The sequence below is a fragment of the Maritimimonas sp. 2205BS37-2 genome, assembly GCF_056591755.1.
The window spans coordinates 649,856-668,248 of the sequence record NZ_JBWQOI010000001.1; the positions used below are offsets into that span (position 1 = coordinate 649,856).

Genomic DNA, 18,393 nt, shown 5'->3' on the forward strand with positions numbered 1-18,393 from the left:
ATGGGAACATTTAAAATTGAAGGAGGCCATCAATTAAAAGGTGAAATTATACCCCAAGGAGCCAAGAATGAAGCATTGCAGATACTTTGTGCCGTATTATTAACACCAGAAGAAGTCACTATTGATAACATTCCTGATATTGTTGATGTTAATAAGTTGATACGACTATTAAGTAATCTTGGAGTTAAAATACAAAAAAACGGACCAGGATCATATACTTTTAAAGCAGATGATGTTAATTTAAAATATTTAGAATCACCACAATTCAAAGAAGAAGGTAAAGGCTTAAGAGGTTCTATTATGATTGTAGGCCCTTTATTAGGTCGATTTGGCAAAGGATATATTCCTAAACCTGGAGGTGATAAAATTGGACGTCGTCGTTTAGATACGCACTTCGAAGGCTTTATTAATCTTGGAGCTAAATTTCGCTATAATAAAGAAGATTACTTCTATGGAGTAGAAGCCGATAAGTTGAAAGGAACCTATATGCTTTTAGATGAAGCATCGGTAACCGGAACAGCAAATATAGTAATGGCTGCAGTTTTAGCAGAAGGTAAGACTACAATTTATAATGCAGCATGTGAGCCCTATTTACAGCAACTTTGTAAAATGCTCAATAGAATGGGAGCAAAAATTTCTGGGGTAGGTTCCAACTTGCTTGAAATTGAAGGAGTAGAATCACTTGGCGGAACAAATCATAGAATGTTACCCGATATGATTGAGATTGGGAGTTGGATTGGATTGGCAGCTATGACTAAGAGTGAACTAACTATAAAAAATGTAAGTTGGGATGATTTAGGTCAGATACCAAATGTTTTTAGAAAACTTGGAATTATCGTTGAACGTAAGGGAGATGATATTTTTATTCCAGAACATAAAAATGGCTATGAAATTCAAAGTTATATTGATGGATCGATATTGACTATTTCTGATGCGCCATGGCCAGGGTTTACACCAGATTTACTAAGTATCATTTTAGTAGTAGCAACGCAAGCAAGGGGAAGCGCACTTATTCACCAAAAAATGTTTGAAAGTCGCTTATTCTTTGTTGATAAGCTTATTGATATGGGGGCAAAAATTATCCTTTGCGATCCGCATAGAGCAACTGTAATAGGTCATGATTTTGAATCACAGTTAAAAGCAACTACTATGACATCGCCAGATATACGTGCAGGTATCTCATTATTAATTGCTGCATTATCGGCAAAAGGCACTTCTACTATCCATAATATCAATCAGATAGATCGCGGATATGAAAATATTGATGGTCGTTTGCGCGCTATTGGAGCAAAAATTACACGTGTAGAATAATCACCACATTTTTTAATAATTACGCTTTAATGTCATTTTGACATAAACACACTATTGGCAGTACTTTTGCTACTATTTAAAGTGATCACTAAGAATCAATGAAAAATCATGAGTAAAAAAGAAAAGATCAAAGAAGAAGATCAAGTTGTCGAAGAGCAAATGGAAACTTCACAGAATGAAGGTCAAGAAGTTGAAAAAGAACCTTCTACAGAAGAATTAATAAAGCAAGAAAAAGATAAATATCTGCGATTATTTGCAGAATTTGAAAACTATAAAAAACGTACTTCAAAAGAACGCATAGAGTTGTTTAAAACTGCTAGTCAAGACGTAATGACAGCTTTATTACCTGTTTTAGATGATTTCGAGCGTGCGTTGACACATATAGAAGACGATAAAGAAGCAGAAGAACTACGAAAAGGAGTGTTGTTAATTTATCAAAAAATGGTAACTACACTCGAGCAGAAGGGGCTTTCAAAAATGGAAGTAAAACAAGGTGATTCGTTTGATGCAGAACTTCATGAGGCCATTACACAAATACCTGCTCCTTCTAAAAAACTAAAAGGAAAAATAGTTGATGTAGTGGAGCAAGGATACAAATTAGGTGAGAAAGTAATCCGTTTCCCTAAAGTGGTGATAGGACAATAATTTAGAGATGGCAAAACAAGATTATTACGAAATATTAAGTGTTAGCAAAAGTGCTTCTGATGCTGAAATTAAAAAAGCATACAGAAAATTAGCGATTAAATATCATCCTGATAAAAACCCAGGTGATAAAGAAGCTGAAGAAAAATTCAAGGAAGCAGCAGAAGCTTATGAAGTATTGAGTAATTCTGATAAAAAAGCACGATATGACCAATTTGGTCATGCCGCCTTTGACGGTGCTGGTGGTTTTGGTGGAGGCAATATGAACATGGAAGATATCTTCAGTCAGTTTGGCGATATCTTTGGTGGAGCCTTTGGTGGAGCCTTCGGTGGTGGCGGATTTGGAGGTGGTGGAAGAGCCAGAGTGAAAGGAAGTAATTTGAGAATACGCGTAAAACTTACACTCAAGGAGATACTAAACGGTGCTGAGAAAAAAGTAAAAGTAAAGCGTAAGGTACAAGCTGATGGCGTTACCTATAAAACCTGTTCTACTTGTAATGGGCAAGGGCAGGTCACACGAATTACTAATACCATTTTAGGAAGGATGCAAACAGCAACTGCATGCCCAACATGCCATGGTGCAGGTGAGTCTATAGATAATAGACCCGCGGGTGCAGATGCTAGTGGATTGATAATAAAAGAAGAGAACGTTTCTATAAAAATTCCTCCAGGAGTTACCGATGGTGTTCAGCTAAAAGTTTCAGGCAAAGGTAATGATGCTCCAGGTAATGGTATTTCAGGAGATCTTTTGGTAGTTATTCAAGAAGAAGATCATCCAAATCTAAAGCGAGAAGGTAATAATTTACATTATGATATGTATGTAAGTTTTTCTGAGGCGGTTTTAGGTAGTACGAAAGAGATCGATACATTAACTGGTAAAGTACGAGTAAAAATAGATAGCGGTGTGCAATCTGGTAAAATTTTACGCTTACGTGGAAAAGGACTTCCAAGTTTAGATAGCTATGGGAAAGGCGATCTTTTAGTACACGTAAATGTTTGGACTCCGAAAGAATTAACCAAAGAGCAAAGACAGTTTTTTGAGCGTATGACTGATGATGAAAATTTTAAGCCCGAGCCATCAAATACAGATAAGTCATTTTTCGAAAAAGTTAAGGACATGTTTTCCTAATGAAAAGTTAATTATTTAAAAAAAAGCGGTTTTTTTTAATAAAGTTTGTTTTTCACAGGCGAATTTTTATATATTTGTACCGTTAAGTTTAAAACTTAACAACTTTTTCTTTTTCATAGCAATTTTCCCACTCTAATGGAGTGGGTTTTTTTATGCCCATATTTATCAAAAAACTTTACGCTAAAAAATTATTGAAAAAAGATGTAATTTTTTTCAGTAATGTACAATATAAAAATACCTATTGCGTTATGGTCTTGTATTACTGGTTTAATAGTACGGTAATATTTCTTTTTCATAGCAATTTTCCCACTCCCTTTTTAGAGAGTGGGATTTTTTTTACCCATTATTTACTTCTATTTTTGTACGCAAGTAGGCCACCTTATCGCTCTGATTAATTAGAGAGGAAAGTCCGGACACTAAAGCGCAGTATAGCGGGTAACACCCGTCCAGCTTGAGCTGAGGACAAGTGCAGCAGAAAGCAAGTACAGGTAATGCTGTAGTGAAATCAGGTAAACTCTATACAGTGCAACGCCATGTAAACCAGCTTTTGAGGGTAGCGCGCCCAATGTTGGAGGGTAGGCGGTTAGAGTCAATAAGTAATTATTGATCTAGATAAATGATAAGGATTTCTATTTATGGAAAACAGAATCCGGCTTATGGCCTACTTTTTTTGTAAGTTATTGTTCATTTTACCGACATTTATTTAAAACCAATTTCAAGATGAGTAACGTTTGGTATTTTGAAGATATTAATTTGTTTAAAATCTTATGCCCACATAAGTACCCTGCTTATACGAAAACACATAGTCTAAACACTTATAAGAAGAGTGATTATATCTATTTTGAAGAAGATTCGGCCAATAAAATCTATTTAATTGATAAAGGTAAAGTTAAGATTGGGTACTATACTGAAGATGGGGAAGAAGTCATTAAAGCTATTTTAACCAAAGGTGAAATTTTTGGTGAAAAGGCACTACTGGGTGTTGAAAAACGTAGTGAGTTTGCACAATCTATAGATAATACAACTGCAATTTGCCCTGTAACCAAAGATGCCTTATTTTCAATCATGCGAGACAATGTATCTGTAAGCTTTAAAATTTACAAATTCATTGGTTTACGTATAAAAAAATTAGAACGCAGGCTACAATTACTACTATTTAAAGACACTAAAACTAGACTACTTGAGTTTTTGGATGAATTATGTGATGATTATGGTTATGATTGTGAAAAAACCGGTGACAAAGTCATTATTCACCCTTATACTCAAAAAGATATAGCTACATTAATTGGCACCTCTAGACCTACACTAAATATTCTTTTAAATGAGTTAAAAGAAGATGGTACTATAGATTTTAATAGAAAAGAAATTAGAATCAGAAAAAAAGTGGCTTAATGTTAGCTAGCTAACATTTTATGTTTTTTCTCGCACTTACCTTTGAATCATAAATTAATTAAAAACATATTTTTATGATGAAAAGGGTATTATTAATGGCTTTGGCCGTTATTTCTTTAGTATTTCATTCTTGTTCTGACGATGATGATGGACAAGCGAATGCGAACTTAACTTTAAACATTAGCGGTTTAGAAGATCTAGGTAACGACTTTGTATACGAAGGTTGGATTATAGTTAATGGGGCTCCTGTTAGCACAGGGGTATTTTCTAGTACTGCCACCGGGCAGACATTTTCTATTGATGCTGGCCAATTAGCAGCTGCAACCCGATTTGTTTTGACTATAGAGCCAGCAGGAGAAACTGGTACTGATGCAGCAACCCCTTCAGATAGTAAATTATTAGTAGGAGACTTTAGTGGCAATACTGCAGTAATTTCAATAGAAACAGTAGCAGATTTTAATTCTATAACGCCTTCTGGTAGATTCTTTTTAAGATCACCAACGGATGAGGCTTCAGGCGTAGGAAATAATGGTAATGATGAAAATGGAATTTGGTTTGGTGAACCAGGAGCACCTCCAACACCTGCTTTAAACTTACCGGCTTTAGAAGCCGGATGGAAATATGAAGGCTGGGTTGTTGTAGATGGTACCGGACCATTATCAACAGGTACATTCACAGCTTTCAATACAGCAGACGATAATGCCGGCGATGCTGCTTCATTTAGCGGTACCGAGAATAACGGGCCTCCAATACCTGGTGAAGATTTCTTTAATAATGCACCAGCAGGGTTTACTTTTCCTTTAGATATTAGAGGAAGAACCGTAGTAATTTCTATAGAACCATCACCTGATAACTCACCAGCTCCATTTTTACTTAAGCCATTAGTAGGTGCCGCCGGTGATGAATTGGCTCCGGCTACACATAATTTAATGTTTAGTAACACCTCATTCCCATCAGGAACTGTAAGTAGATAGTTCTTTATTGCGTATTGTTTTGGGTTAATGTGGCGCTATTTTAGCGCCACATTTTTTATAGTACATTTGTAAGGAATAAATTTAACGGACACCAATACAAAAATTAGCTTTATTATGACCAAAAGAAAAAAAGACACTATATTTTATATACTGTTTTTTGCATTTATATTCTTCTTAATGACGCCATATGGCTTAGGCACGAGGGCTAAATTAACACAAGGATTAACGTACGTAAAAGGAAAGTTCTTCGCCCCAACAATAAATGAAAAAGAGAATAGAACTGCTTTGGCGACTTATAATGTTTCTTTAAAGGGAATAAATAATGCTCAAAATATAAATTTAGAATCTCTAAAAGGGAAGGTTGTATTCATAAATCATTGGGCAACTTGGTGTCCTCCTTGTAGAGCCGAAATGCCTTCATTGAATAAACTCTATGCAGATTACAATGATAAGGTTGAATTTATTTTCTTAACTACCGATCTACAACGAGCAGTAGAAAAATATTATGAGGCTAAAGGATTTAATTTTCCAACGTACCAACTAGGGTCTAGGTTACCAGAGGAAATTAACACAAATAGTTTACCTGCAACATTTATATTAGATAAAAATGGTGCAGTTTCTTTAGAAGAATTTGGACCTGCAGATTGGAATAGTACTAAAGTACGTGCAACAATAGATGAGCTCTTAGCTGAGTAGCAATTAATTTAATTCTTCAAGAATTTCTAACAGAATTTTACAGCCTTCTTCTATTTCTCGATTACTAATATTCAGTGGAGGCGTAATTCGTATAGCTTTCTCTTCATAAAGAAGCCAAAAGAGCAATAACCCTTTCTCAATGGCCATAAGAATAATTTTTGATGCAAGTTCAGATGACTCTACAATTAGGGCAAGCATTAAACCACGACCGCGTATTTCCTTAATCAATGGGTGCTGAAGTGATTCTTTAACTATTTTTTCCTTTTCACGCGTTTTAGCAATTAGATGATTGTTTTGGAGTTCTTTAATGGTTGCTAAAGCCGAGGCCGCAATCACAGGATGACCACCGAACGTAGTAATATGACCAAGTTTTGGGTTCATACTTAATGATCTCATTATCTCAACATTAGCTATAAAAGCTCCAATTGGCATTCCACCTCCTAAGCCTTTTCCTGTAATTAGAATATCAGGTTTGACATTATAATTTTCAAATCCCCAAAACCTCCCTGTTCTGCCAACACCAGTTTGTATTTCATCTAATATTAAAAGAGCTCCAACTTCTTTACAGCGCTTTTTAATTTTGTATAAATAGTCGTCTTTTGGTTCAATAAAACCGGCACCACCTTGAATAGTTTCTAAAATAACTGCTGCCGTGTTTTTAGTTATTTTTTTTAAACCATCATACTTATTAAACTCAATGAATTTCACCCCTGGAATTAAGGGGCGAAAGGCCGTGTTTTGCGTTTCAGCTCCACATACGCTCATTGCGCCTTGCGTATTGCCGTGGTAAGCATTTTTAGCAGCAATAATCTCTGACCTTTGGGTAAATCGTTTTGCTAATTTTAAAGCACCCTCAGTAGCTTCTGTGCCTGAGTTCACAAGATATACACTGTTTAATGACTTTGGTAATGTATTTACTAATGCTTTACATAATGAAACTTGGGGTTCTTGAATAAATTCGCCATAAACCATTACATGAGTATATTTTTCTAATTGATCTGTAATGGCCTTTTTAATAGAAGCATGATTATGACCTAAACTATTCGCTGATACTCCTGCGATAAAATCTAAATATTTTTTACCGTTGACATCATATACATAAGAACCTTCAGCATGTGATATTTCTAATGCTAATGGATTTTCTGAAGTTTGTGCTTGATATTTGAAGAAATTGGCTTTCATGGCTAATTCTCTTCTTCTTTTGAAATTTTTTCTGTGTTTATTGGAACATTATCATCTTCTTCCTTTGATAGTTGGCGATCACTATCTTTAATAAAAATGTCATTTTTGGTTCTAGGACGCTCATCTTCACGCCAAATAAACCCTCTTAAAATTCGAACATTCTCAGGTAATTGAGAGAGTGGATAAGTACTGCCTTCAGGACTTGTTAAAAAACGTGCCTCTTGAATTTGATTCTCTTTAAATAAGAAAAACATAGAACTACAAGTGGTTTTATCGATACCAATGAGCTCATTATTACCTTCATCACGTGCGTAATAAATCATTTCACCATTACCAATAACATGTACATCTCTAAGATCATTTTTTACAAACTTCCCATATAAATTACGGCCTTTAATTTGATTGAAACCTGCAGAATCTTTTTGTACTATAAAAGCATTACGTAACACTTTTAAACTATCTAATTGTTCTGTTTTTGTATTTGAAAGTAATTGAATTGTATCTCCTGTAATTTGATTTTCGTTGGACCATAAAACAGGTTTCCTAAATAATTGTGTTAAGCCAGTTGATTGATTCGCATGGATAGAATCACATTTACCACTCAAATTACTTTTGAAAAACTTTACACGGTTATAGGCTCTTATAATTCTATTCTCTGGCCTACCTGTTGCTAGTAGCGTATCACCATGAACATACATCGAATCTTTTTCAATCTCCATAATGGCAACAGCTCGATTTACCACATAAGCCGAATCCAGTTGCTGATAAAATTCGGCATAACCTCCTCGTATTATGGAGTTATTGGTAGTGTCTTTAAGTTGAATATTTTTAGTTGCCGACGCAAAACCCAAATTTCTGTCATAATAAAGGCTGTCTGCAGTAATTTCTCTATTCTGATGTTCTATTCGTGAGTTCTTTGTAAAGTATGATATATTTTTTTTGGTATCGTAAAATCCACTTTCAGTATAAATAAAATTATCTTCACCCGTAATGGTTGATGGTCCAAATAAGTATGTTTTGCCATCACTCGTAAAGTATTCTAAATGATCTGACTTTAATACATAATCTGGATTGGTCAATACCACATCATTCTGTGCTTGAAATTTTGAACTTTGTAAATAATAATTTCCAACGGTACTGGTTAAAACATTTGTTGTGTCACGGATGGTTGCGCCGCTTCGGTAATAGAGTTTTTGCTTTAACCTATCAAAACGTAGGGTATCGGTGGTTAAGGTCATTAAAGGATCTTTAAGTACCACATTACCCCATGATAGTGCTTTTTTTGTGTTTCCGCTGTATTGAACATATGCACTATTTTGAGTAATAGTATCTCCCTGGTTTAAAACTACATCACCAAATGCTTCAAGAATATTATCTTTTCTATAATGAATTGCTTTTTTACTACGAAGCGTAATTCCTTCATGTTCAACATATACATTGCCGAGGAGAATGGTAGCGCCAGGATACTTTTCTTCATCTATATTAGAATTATCGGCATGCACTATTTGAATTCGCTTTTGCTGTGCAAAACCAACAGATGAAAAGGTAAATATTAAAAGTATAAAAAGTACTTTCTTCAAGCTTATTTATTTTGCTACAAAACTAAGGAAAAAGGTGTTAAGTTTAAGCTATGTAATTTATTGTTAAAGAACAAAATCATCACTATACAAACAAAAGCTTTTACCTTTTCTTTACCTCATTATAGTTTGCTTTCTATCTGGTCCTACAGAAACAATTTTGATAGGCACTTCTAGTTCTTTTTCAATAAAGTCAATATAAGCATTGAGGTTTGGTGGTAATTCATCAGCCGAAGTCATCTTAGTTAGATCGGCTTGCCAACCATCCATTTCAGTATAGTTTACTGATACATTTTCGGGTTCAATATTATATGGTAAATGGCTCACCTCTTTTCCTTTATAAGTATAAGAAGTACAAACCTTAAGTGTATCAAAACCAGATAATACATCTCCTTTCATCATCATTAATTGAGTTACACCATTTACCTGAACGGCATACTTTAAAGCAACAAGGTCTAACCAACCACATCTACGTGGGCGCCCCGTAGTTGCCCCAAATTCATGACCAACACGCCCCATGGTCTCACCATCCTTGTCAAATAATTCAGTAGGGAAGGGGCCAGAACCTACACGAGTTGTATATGCTTTAAAAATACCAAATACCTCTCCGATTCTATTAGGAGCAACACCCAATCCTGTACATGCTCCGGCTGCCGTAGTATTTGAAGAAGTTACAAATGGATAGGTACCAAAATCAATATCCAATAATGAACCTTGCGCTCCTTCAGCTAAAATAGATTTTCCAGATTTTATGGCTTGATTTAAGTATTCTTCGCTATCAATAAAGGTTAATTCTTTAAGTGTGTCTACGGCCTTACAAAATTCAGTTTCTAATTCTTCAATATCATATTGTATATCCACATCAAAGAAATCGAGCATTTTAATATGCTTAGCTGTTAACGCTCTATATTTATCTTTCCAAGTATCTAGCTCTAAGTCGCCAACTCGCATTCCATTTCTACCGGTTTTATCCATATAAGTTGGACCAATTCCTTTTAAAGTAGACCCGATCTTTGCTTTTCCTTTTGAAGTTTCTGAGGCTGCATCTAACAAACGATGTGTTGGTAATATTAGATGTGCCTTGCGCGAGATCAATAGCTTTGATTTGTAATCAATATTATGTTGGGCAAGATTATCTAACTCTTTCTTAAATATTACCGGGTCAATTACAACACCATTCCCAACAAGATTCATCGCACTTTTATGAAAAATACCACTCGGAATGGTATGCAATACGTGCTTATTTCCATCGAAAATTAAGGTATGACCGGCATTGGGTCCACCTTGAAATCTTGCAATAATATCATAGTTTTTAGTGAGGACATCTACAATCTTACCTTTACCTTCATCTCCCCATTGTAGTCCTAATAGTAAATCTACCGCCATGTAATGTTCTTATTTTTTTTGGTTTTTGGATCCATAGAAGTATAGCGAGTGCTTATCGATTGTAACATCAAATACCTCTTCTATGGTTTTTTTAATGATTTGTATTCGAGGGTCACAAAACTCGATCACCTCTCCGGTATCCTCAAGAATAAGATGATCATGCTGTTTATCAAAGTATGATTTTTCATAATGTGATTGATTTTGTCCAAATTGATGACGTCTTACTAAACCACATTCCAATAACAATTCTATAGTATTGTAAAGCGTAGCTCTACTTACACGATAATTTTTATTTTTCATGTAAATATAGAGCGACTCAATATCAAAATGGTCGTTATGGTCATATATCTCTTGCAAGATAGCATAACGCTCTGGAGTTTTTCTGTGACCATTCTTTTCCAGGAATTTGGTAAAGACATTCTTTACGATTTCCTGATTTTTTTGATTTTCTACTTGTTTTACAGCACTCATAACCTTCGGCAAATTTACATTTTAATTAGATGATTCTTACAATCACTTTTTAAAAAGATCAACAATTTGTAAACAAAATTAATCCAACCGTTGTATTTTGTCAATACCTTCAATATTCTTTAACCGAGCAACTAATTTTTTAAGCTGCGAATTGTTTTTAACGCTAATGGCAATTTTCCCATCAAAAACACCATCATCACCGGCAATATTAATACTATGAATATTAACATTCATGCTATTAGAAATTATTTTTGTTACCTGATTTACCAAGCCCATGTTGTCTAACCCTGTAATTTTTAAAGTCACTTTAAACTCTTGTTGCGATGAGTCTATCCATTTTGCAGGCATAATACGATATGCATACTGTGATTGTAAGCTAATGGCATTCGGGCAATTTTGTTTGTGAACTTTAATACCTTCATTAACAGTTACAAAACCGAATACTTTATCGCCAGGAATAGGGTGACAACAGTTTGCTAACTTATAATCAAGTTTATCTTCTTCTTTTCCAAATACTAAAAGATCATATTTATTGGTGACTTCTTGATGACTAGTTTCTATTTCTTTTACTGAAGAGCCACGGCGCAATCTATTTTTAAAGAAACTATAGAGGGCATTACTTCTTTGACTTACATATTCTTTTAGCTGCTGATTATCTATAGACCCGTTACCGATTCTATAAAAAAGATCAAGGCTCGTTTTTAATTTAAAATAATTGACCAATTCATTTACCGTCTTCTCATTTAAGGGAATTTTTAAATGACGGAGCTTACGTGCTAAGATTTCCTTTCCTTCGGCCGCAATTTGTTTTTGTTCATCTTTTAAAGCTGTTCTAATTTTTGACTTTGCACGTGCCGTTTGAGCAATATCTAGCCAACTTAGCTTAGGCTTTTGAGAATTAGAGGTGATAATCTCTACCTGGTCGCCACTTTTGAGTTCATGACTTAAAGGAACTAACTTTCCATTTACACGGGCTCCACGGCAACGCATACCAACTTCGGTGTGTATAGCAAATGCAAAATCTATAGGTGTAGCACCTTTAGGTAACGACTTAATATCTCCTTTTGGTGTAAAGACATAAATCTCTTTTGAATAGAGGTTTAGCTTAAACTGCTCTACAAAATCGACTGCATTTATATCTGGATTTTCTAATGTTTCCTTTAAGCGATTTAACCAACCTTCTAAGCCTGATTCTTTATCATTACCATGTTTATATTTAAAGTGCGCAGCGTAACCTCTTTCGGCAATTTCATCCATACGTTCTGAACGTATTTGAACTTCTACCCAACGCCCTTTGGTACCCATAACGGTAATGTGTAAGGATTCATAGCCAGTAGATTTAGGTTGCGATATCCAATCTCTTAAACGATTTGGATTTGGCCTAAAGTGATCGGTTACGATAGAATATATTCTCCAAGCATCAAATTTTTCGCGCTTTTCGGTAGATTTATAGATAATACGGATAGCAAACTTATCATAAACTTCATCAAAAGAAACTCCTTGTGCGAGCATCTTTTTACGAATAGAGTAGATAGATTTGGGCCGTCCTTTAATAGAATATTCAATTTTTTCTTTATCTAAAGAAGATTTGATAACATTCGAAAACCCTTCAATATATTTACTTTGTTCTTCTTTGCTATCTCTAATCTTGGTAAGAATATCATTGTACACTTCAGGTTCTGTATACTTTAACCCAAGATCCTCTAATTCGGTTTTAATATTATAGAGCCCTAATCGATGTGCCAATGGCGCATATATGTACAGGGTTTCTGAAGAAATTTTCACTTGCTTGTGCGGAGGCATGGAGCCCATAGTTTGCATATTATGCAAGCGATCAGCTATTTTAATTAAAATCACACGCACATCGTCATTAAGTGTGAGCAACATTTTTCTGAAGTTTTCAGCTTGTATAGAAATGTCTTGTTCCTTACTTAAATTAGAGATCTTTGTAAGTCCGTTTACAATTCTAGATACCGTTTCGCCAAACAATTGCTCAATATCATTAAAATCGTAATCTTCAGAATCTTCAACAACATCATGTAATAATGCTGCAACTATTGAAGTAGCTCCAAGGCCAATTTCATTAGCTACCAGCTTTGCTACAGCTATAGGATGATAAATATAGGGTTCACCCGATTTTCTACGTTGCTCTTTATGAGCATCAGCAGCAATATCAAAAGCCTTACGTATCATTTTTTTATCTTTTACAGATAAGGTTTGATACGTTTCACTCAGCATATCTTTATAACGCTTGGTTATTTCTTTTTTCTCTTCTTCTATTGTCGCCGTGTATGCCATAGTTTAAAAGTAAACCAAAGATTTTTTTTAAGCAAGCAGAGGAATGCTTTATTTCAACAAATTTTGAACTCTTTGTAATAAGGTTGGATGTGAATAATGTGCAAATACATAACTCTTATGAGGCGTCAAGTTACTTAAGTTATTCTTTGACAATTTCTTTAAAGACGAAATAAGCGATTCAGCGTTAAAATGTTCTTTCGCATAATTATCGGCCTGATATTCAAATTTTCTGGAGATATAATTCATTATCAAGCCTGTAATTTCTGATATAGGAGAGTAGAGTATACCAAATGCAATTAAGCTTATGTGAAAGCTCGGTTGTTTAACTGATAGTGCATTTGATAATAATGCGTTATCCATAAATAATGACAAAATATATAAAGTGATTCCTGTTGTTAAAACAGAAACAAGCATATTAAAAACAACATGTTTCTTTTTATAATGACCAATTTCATGTGCCAATACAGCAACAATCTCATCGGTTTCAAGATCATTGATTAATGTATCATATAATACAATTCTTTTTTTCGCGCCAAAGCCTGTGAAATAGGCATTTGCTTTCGTAGACCTTTTAGAGCCATCTATAACAAATATTTTATCAAGATTAAACCCAGTTTTCATCGCAAATACTTCTAATTTCACTTTTAATTCTCCATCTTCTAAGGGAGTTTGTTTATTGAATAATGGTACAATTAGGCTGGAATAAAACAATAGCATAAATATTGAAAATACCGAGATTAATATCCAGGTATAAATCCAGAAATTTTTACCTGTAAGTTGATAAAACCAAATGATCAATGCCAAAATTCCACCGCCTAAAACAATAGTTAATAACCATCCTTTTATCTTGTCAATAAAAAAAAGTTTCTTAGTAGATTTATTAAATCCATATTTTTCTTCAATAACAAAGGTTTGATAATAGGAGAGAGGTGTAGTTAAAAGGTCGCTCGCAAACATGATAATCCCAAAGAAAACAAGACTCACTATAATTTCGTTTGTGCTAAAGCTTCGTGCCATAGCATCAACAATAGCGAATCCTTCAAAGTAAAAAAAAGCAATCGTTGCAATAAATGAAACAGCAGAGATTAGCATCGAAAATTTAAAATTCTCCTTTTTATAATCTTGCGATTTATAATAGGCTTCATCATCATAAACATCTTGTAATTCTTCTGGAATTTCATCATCAAAATGCTTAGAATTTAAATAGTCTAAGTATTTGTTAATTAAAAAATTAACAACAAGTATTGCGATGAATACTGTAAATATGAATTGTGGAGTTATCATTCTTTTATCTGCTTTTTAGTATGCGTTTTGCATATCTATATTTTCGCTTCCAATAGCGATTGTTTAAACTTGATTTTATGACACCTTTAGACGTAGAACTATGCATAAAAATATCATTCCCCATATAAATTCCAACATGCCTGTATCTAATTGTTGGTCTGAAAAATACGAGGTCCCCAATTTTTAGCTGCCCCTTATTTATTTTTTTACCTTGTTTAGCTATTTCTTTCGTAGAACGTGGCAATTGTATATTGAAAGCATCTTTGTAAACCTTATTTACATACCCTGAACAATCAAAACCTCTTTTATCACTGCCTCCATATTTATATTTGGTGCCTTTATAAATCTTAAACTGAGCTTCTAACTTATTTTTTAAAGTTATGGTAGAAGTTGTTTTCTTTGAGCTTCCACAACTAGCTAACACGAATAAAATGAATAAAAATTTTATGAAATGTCTAAATCGCATACTTTAATTAAAGTTACGTTGTCGTTTCGCTTCAAAGATCAAAATCCCTGCCGAAACTGATACATTCATAGAATCAATTTCTCCTTGCATGGGTATAATAATATTTTGAGAACTGTTTTCTAGCCATTGTTCACTTAATCCTGTAGCTTCGGTGCCAACTATTATTGCAGATCCTTTGGTATAATCTATTCTCTCATACGATTCAGAAGCCGATAATGCAGCACAGTAAATTCGAATGTTCTGCTGTTTTAAAAATGAAATTATTTCGGTTGTTGTTCCGGTGGCTATCTGATTTGTAAATACACAGCCCACACTAGAACGAATAATATTTTGATTATATAAATCTGTTTTAGGATTTGCAATAAAGACAGCGTCCAAATTTGCGGCATCGGCCGTGCGTAGCAATGCACCTATATTTCCTGGTTTCTCTGGTGCTTCAGCTACTAAAATTAAAGGGTGTTTTCTTTTAAGGTGTATAGAACTTAAGTCATGTTCTTTTATTCGAAATACGGCTAAAAGACCTTCGGTTGAATCTCTACGTGCTAGTTTTTGATATACTTCTTTATCTATTTTAATTATTTCTGCTTGCTTACTATTAAAATCTTTAAGCTCTGATTCATCAATAATATCATCACAAAATAAAAGGGTTTTCAATTCATACTTTCCTTTTAATGCTAATTGTATTTCACGCTTTCCTTCAACGACAAATAATCCGGTTTTTTTTCGAGCCCTAGATTTTTCTTGAAGAAGTGCGATCTCCTTTATAGTAGGATTTTGTATGCTAGTAATCTGTTTATACACGGTGAAAATTTGTCAAAAATATGAAAAGCGTTATAAAGTATATTTTTCGCGATAAGCAACTAACAAACCTACCATTTTACTGTAACCTTTAATGCCATCTTGTTGTTGATTTGCCTTCAGATAATTATCATAGAATAGTTTAAAAAAAGGTTCTGCCTTATTTTGATATGAACGCCAGAAATCACGAGATTCTAGTATATTCTTCTTAATTCCTTTTGGAATACTATCTATAAGTTGCCTACCTAGAATGGAATCTTTACCATAAGTTGCAGCAATTGCATAACGCATAGCCGTTAAATTTGCAGAATATTGATAATACAAATCGGGATGATTAGATGCAGCTAAATAGCCTACGAAATTTGCTTCGCTTTCTGATGCATATCCTAGCTGATGCGCCACTTCATGACTAGTAATCATTGGTAAATTATGTTTTGGCACTAAATAATCTACTTGCGCTTCGATCGTAAAAGGATTTAAATATCCAGAAAATCCCATATAGGTTAATGGAAGGCTAAATAAGGATTTTTTTACAGAACCTCTGGTATAGTTTAAATTGGGAAGGTTTTTAATGGAATTCGTATACCCTTTGGATACATCTTCTAAAATTTCAGCTTTCGTTTTTTCTATGGTTACTTTTATAGTATCATTTTTGGTAATTTTATACTGAATGGTACTCGTTTTTTTGATCAGATCTTCAGAAAGATCTTTTAATTCATCGATTGTGTATTCTTTTTGTTCAAGTTTTAAAGTTGTAAACAAAGAGTTTCTATGATAATTCATTCCCCATAGAAAATGAAACAGGAAATACAATATTGAAATAAAGGCTCCTAATTTGAAAACATATTCTTTCATACCTTTAAACTTGTTTTTAAAGAACTTAACTATTGAAGTAATTATGAATAGTCCTAACAAAAAGTAAAAAATGTCACCAAATGAAAAAGGAATCCAACCTAGAACCGTTCTAAAAGTAGATGAAATAAAAGGGTAAATTCCATTAGAATAGTAGTTTTCTATAAGGTTTGGGAACTTTGAAATAATTGAAACGAAAGCAAGCTGTACAAAGAAAAACAGCGTAAGAATTTTATAAATTTTGAGTGGCTTCATTGCCCAAAAATAGCTAATTATATTTTGGTGTAGATTTTGATGTATTTATTAACAACTAGTGGTCTTATTAACAGGAATTGTGTACAAATAAAAGTTATACAAAAAGGTATTGTAAGCTTTAAAAAAATTACATTTGCGTGATGAAAAATTTACAACCCTTACCAGCTAAAAGTTTAAAAAAAGGAACTCTAATCAGCCTTGAGAAAGGTAAAATACCTCCTCAAGCGGTTGATTTAGAGGAAGCTGTGTTGGGTGCTATGATGATTGATAAAAAAGGTGTTGATGATGTGATTGATATATTACATGCCGATGCTTTTTATAAGCAATCGCATCAAGATATTTTTGAAGCGATGTTCAAATTATTTAATGCTTCAGAGCCTATTGATCTTTTAACGGTTGCTAATCAATTACGTAAAGATGGTAAATTAGAAAGTATTGGAGGTGATTTTTATTTAGTAAACCTTACTCAGAAAGTTGCTTCGTCTGCCCATATTGAGTTTCATGCCCGAATTATTATACAAAAATATATACAGCGCAGATTGATTTCAATTTCTAGTGAAATTATTGATGAAGCTTACGACGAAACCTCGGATGTTTTTGACCTTTTAGACTCTGCTGAAACGAAGCTTTTTGAAGTTACTCAAGGTAATTTGAAGAAAAGTTCGGAGGCTGCTGAAGGATTAGTTTCTCAGGCCTTAAAAAAGATTGAAGAAATTTCAAGTAAAGAGGGAATGAGTGGAGTACCAACAGGATTCACAAAATTGGATGCCTTAACTTCTGGTTGGCAACCTTCTGACTTGGTAATTCTGGCTGCAAGACCTGGTATGGGTAAAACAGCCTTTGTAATGTCTATGGCCAAGAATATGGCAATTGATTTTGGAATACCAGCTGCAATTTTCTCATTAGAGATGTCTTCTGTACAATTAATTACTCGTATGATCTCGAGTGAAACAGGTATTTCTTCTGGCAAACTTAGAAAAGGAGATTTAATGCCTCATGAATGGGAGCAATTAAATGTAAAAGTTAAAAATCTATCTAAAGCGCCTATATTTATTGATGATACGCCATCATTATCGATATTCGACCTTAGAGCGAAAGCACGAAGATTAGCTTCACAACATGGTATAAAAATTATCATTATTGATTACTTGCAGTTAATGACGGCCGGTACAGCCGCCAAAGGAGGTGGTAATCGTGAACAAGAAATTTCAACCATTTCACGTAATCTAAAAGCACTCGCTAAAGAATTAAATATACCGGTAATTGCGTTATCGCAGCTTTCACGAGCTGTTGAAACTAGAGGTGGTAGCAAGCGTCCGTTATTATCAGATTTACGTGAATCTGGAGCGATAGAACAAGATGCAGATATCGTATCTTTTATCTTTAGACCTGAGTATTATGGGCAAACAGAATGGGATGATGAAGAACGAACGCCTTGTGAAGGTCAAGCAGAATTTATAGTTGCAAAACATAGAAATGGTGGTTTAGATAATATTCGATTAAAATTTACAGGGCATTTAGCTCAGTTCTCAGACTTAGAAGAATCTTTTTCTACTGAATTTGAATCTTCAATGAATCAATCTAAAATGAATGATTTTATTGATACAAAGAACCTTCCTAATGCTGATGATGTTTTTGGTAGTCCAGATGATGTGCCATTCTAAACACTAATTTATGAAG

General features: G+C 34.0%; 16 protein-coding genes and 1 other RNA gene. 8 read left to right on the forward strand and 9 right to left on the reverse strand.

The features are described from left to right. The 7 genes from murA to AC1EUU_RS03055 all read left to right on the forward strand — a co-directional run bounded on the left by murA (position 1) and on the right by AC1EUU_RS03055 (position 6,144). Complete coding sequence (gene murA / locus AC1EUU_RS03025; RefSeq protein ID WP_480199900.1) at positions 1-1,311, forward strand: UDP-N-acetylglucosamine 1-carboxyvinyltransferase; 1,311 nt, start codon at positions 1-3, stop codon at positions 1,309-1,311. A 108-nt stretch (positions 1,312-1,419) separates the two neighbouring features. Continuing rightward, positions 1,420-1,956, forward strand: coding sequence for a nucleotide exchange factor GrpE (locus AC1EUU_RS03030; RefSeq protein WP_480199901.1), 537 nt, complete (start codon positions 1,420-1,422; stop codon positions 1,954-1,956). A 7-nt stretch (positions 1,957-1,963) separates the two neighbouring features. Continuing rightward, positions 1,964-3,082 carry a molecular chaperone DnaJ gene (gene dnaJ / locus AC1EUU_RS03035; RefSeq protein WP_480199902.1) on the forward strand — a complete coding sequence of 373 codons (1,119 nt, stop codon included), beginning with the start codon at positions 1,964-1,966 and terminating at the stop codon, positions 3,080-3,082. A gap of 366 nt (positions 3,083-3,448) precedes the next feature. Next, positions 3,449-3,754, forward strand: an RNA gene (gene rnpB, locus AC1EUU_RS03040) — RNase P RNA component class A. A 48-nt stretch (positions 3,755-3,802) separates the two neighbouring features. Continuing rightward, positions 3,803-4,474: a Crp/Fnr family transcriptional regulator gene (locus tag AC1EUU_RS03045; RefSeq protein ID WP_480199903.1), complete on the forward strand. Its 672-nt coding sequence runs from the start codon at positions 3,803-3,805 to the stop codon at positions 4,472-4,474. A 74-nt stretch (positions 4,475-4,548) separates the two neighbouring features. Next, the gene (locus AC1EUU_RS03050; protein ID WP_480199904.1) at positions 4,549-5,448 is read left to right on the forward strand and encodes an anti-sigma factor domain-containing protein; all 900 of its coding nucleotides are present in this window, start codon (positions 4,549-4,551) and stop codon (positions 5,446-5,448) included. Between the two features lie 114 nt (positions 5,449-5,562). Further along, positions 5,563-6,144 carry a TlpA family protein disulfide reductase gene (locus tag AC1EUU_RS03055; RefSeq protein ID WP_480199905.1) on the forward strand — a complete coding sequence of 194 codons (582 nt, stop codon included), beginning with the start codon at positions 5,563-5,565 and terminating at the stop codon, positions 6,142-6,144. Between the two features lie 3 nt (positions 6,145-6,147). Here AC1EUU_RS03055 and AC1EUU_RS03060 read toward each other — a convergent pair whose 3' ends face one another. From AC1EUU_RS03060 to AC1EUU_RS03100, 9 genes are all read right to left on the reverse strand, one after another. After that, on the reverse strand, positions 6,148-7,326 hold the full coding sequence (locus AC1EUU_RS03060; RefSeq protein WP_480199906.1) for an aspartate aminotransferase family protein: 1,179 nt from the start codon (positions 7,324-7,326) through the stop codon (positions 6,148-6,150). A 2-nt stretch (positions 7,327-7,328) separates the two neighbouring features. Next, the gene (locus AC1EUU_RS03065; RefSeq protein ID WP_480199907.1) at positions 7,329-8,906 is read right to left on the reverse strand and encodes an OstA-like protein; all 1,578 of its coding nucleotides are present in this window, start codon (positions 8,904-8,906) and stop codon (positions 7,329-7,331) included. A 111-nt stretch (positions 8,907-9,017) separates the two neighbouring features. Continuing rightward, positions 9,018-10,289 carry an adenylosuccinate synthase gene (locus tag AC1EUU_RS03070; protein ID WP_480199908.1) on the reverse strand — a complete coding sequence of 424 codons (1,272 nt, stop codon included), beginning with the start codon at positions 10,287-10,289 and terminating at the stop codon, positions 9,018-9,020. Positions 10,290-10,298: 9 nt separating this feature from the next. Then, positions 10,299-10,760 (reverse strand): Fur family transcriptional regulator, encoded by a 462-nt coding sequence (locus AC1EUU_RS03075; protein ID WP_480199909.1) that lies wholly within the window; start codon positions 10,758-10,760, stop codon positions 10,299-10,301. Positions 10,761-10,838: 78 nt separating this feature from the next. Beyond that, complete coding sequence (locus tag AC1EUU_RS03080) at positions 10,839-13,058, reverse strand: RelA/SpoT family protein (RefSeq protein ID WP_480199910.1); 2,220 nt, start codon at positions 13,056-13,058, stop codon at positions 10,839-10,841. 48 nt (positions 13,059-13,106) lie between these two features. Next, on the reverse strand, positions 13,107-14,339 hold the full coding sequence (locus tag AC1EUU_RS03085) for a M48 family metallopeptidase (protein WP_480200757.1): 1,233 nt from the start codon (positions 14,337-14,339) through the stop codon (positions 13,107-13,109). A 7-nt stretch (positions 14,340-14,346) separates the two neighbouring features. Then, positions 14,347-14,808 carry an NlpC/P60 family protein gene (locus AC1EUU_RS03090; protein ID WP_480199911.1) on the reverse strand — a complete coding sequence of 154 codons (462 nt, stop codon included), beginning with the start codon at positions 14,806-14,808 and terminating at the stop codon, positions 14,347-14,349. 3 nt (positions 14,809-14,811) lie between these two features. Beyond that, positions 14,812-15,609, reverse strand: a complete 798-nt coding sequence (locus AC1EUU_RS03095; RefSeq protein WP_480199912.1) for a TrmH family RNA methyltransferase — start codon at positions 15,607-15,609, stop codon at positions 14,812-14,814. Positions 15,610-15,639: 30 nt separating this feature from the next. Then, positions 15,640-16,713, reverse strand: coding sequence for a DUF3810 domain-containing protein (locus AC1EUU_RS03100; RefSeq protein WP_480199913.1), 1,074 nt, complete (start codon positions 16,711-16,713; stop codon positions 15,640-15,642). A gap of 140 nt (positions 16,714-16,853) precedes the next feature. On the opposite strand from AC1EUU_RS03100, the gene dnaB reads away from it, so the two are divergent. Further along, positions 16,854-18,377, forward strand: coding sequence for a replicative DNA helicase (gene dnaB / locus AC1EUU_RS03105; RefSeq protein ID WP_480199914.1), 1,524 nt, complete (start codon positions 16,854-16,856; stop codon positions 18,375-18,377). The last annotated feature ends 16 nt before the right edge of the window (positions 18,378-18,393 follow it).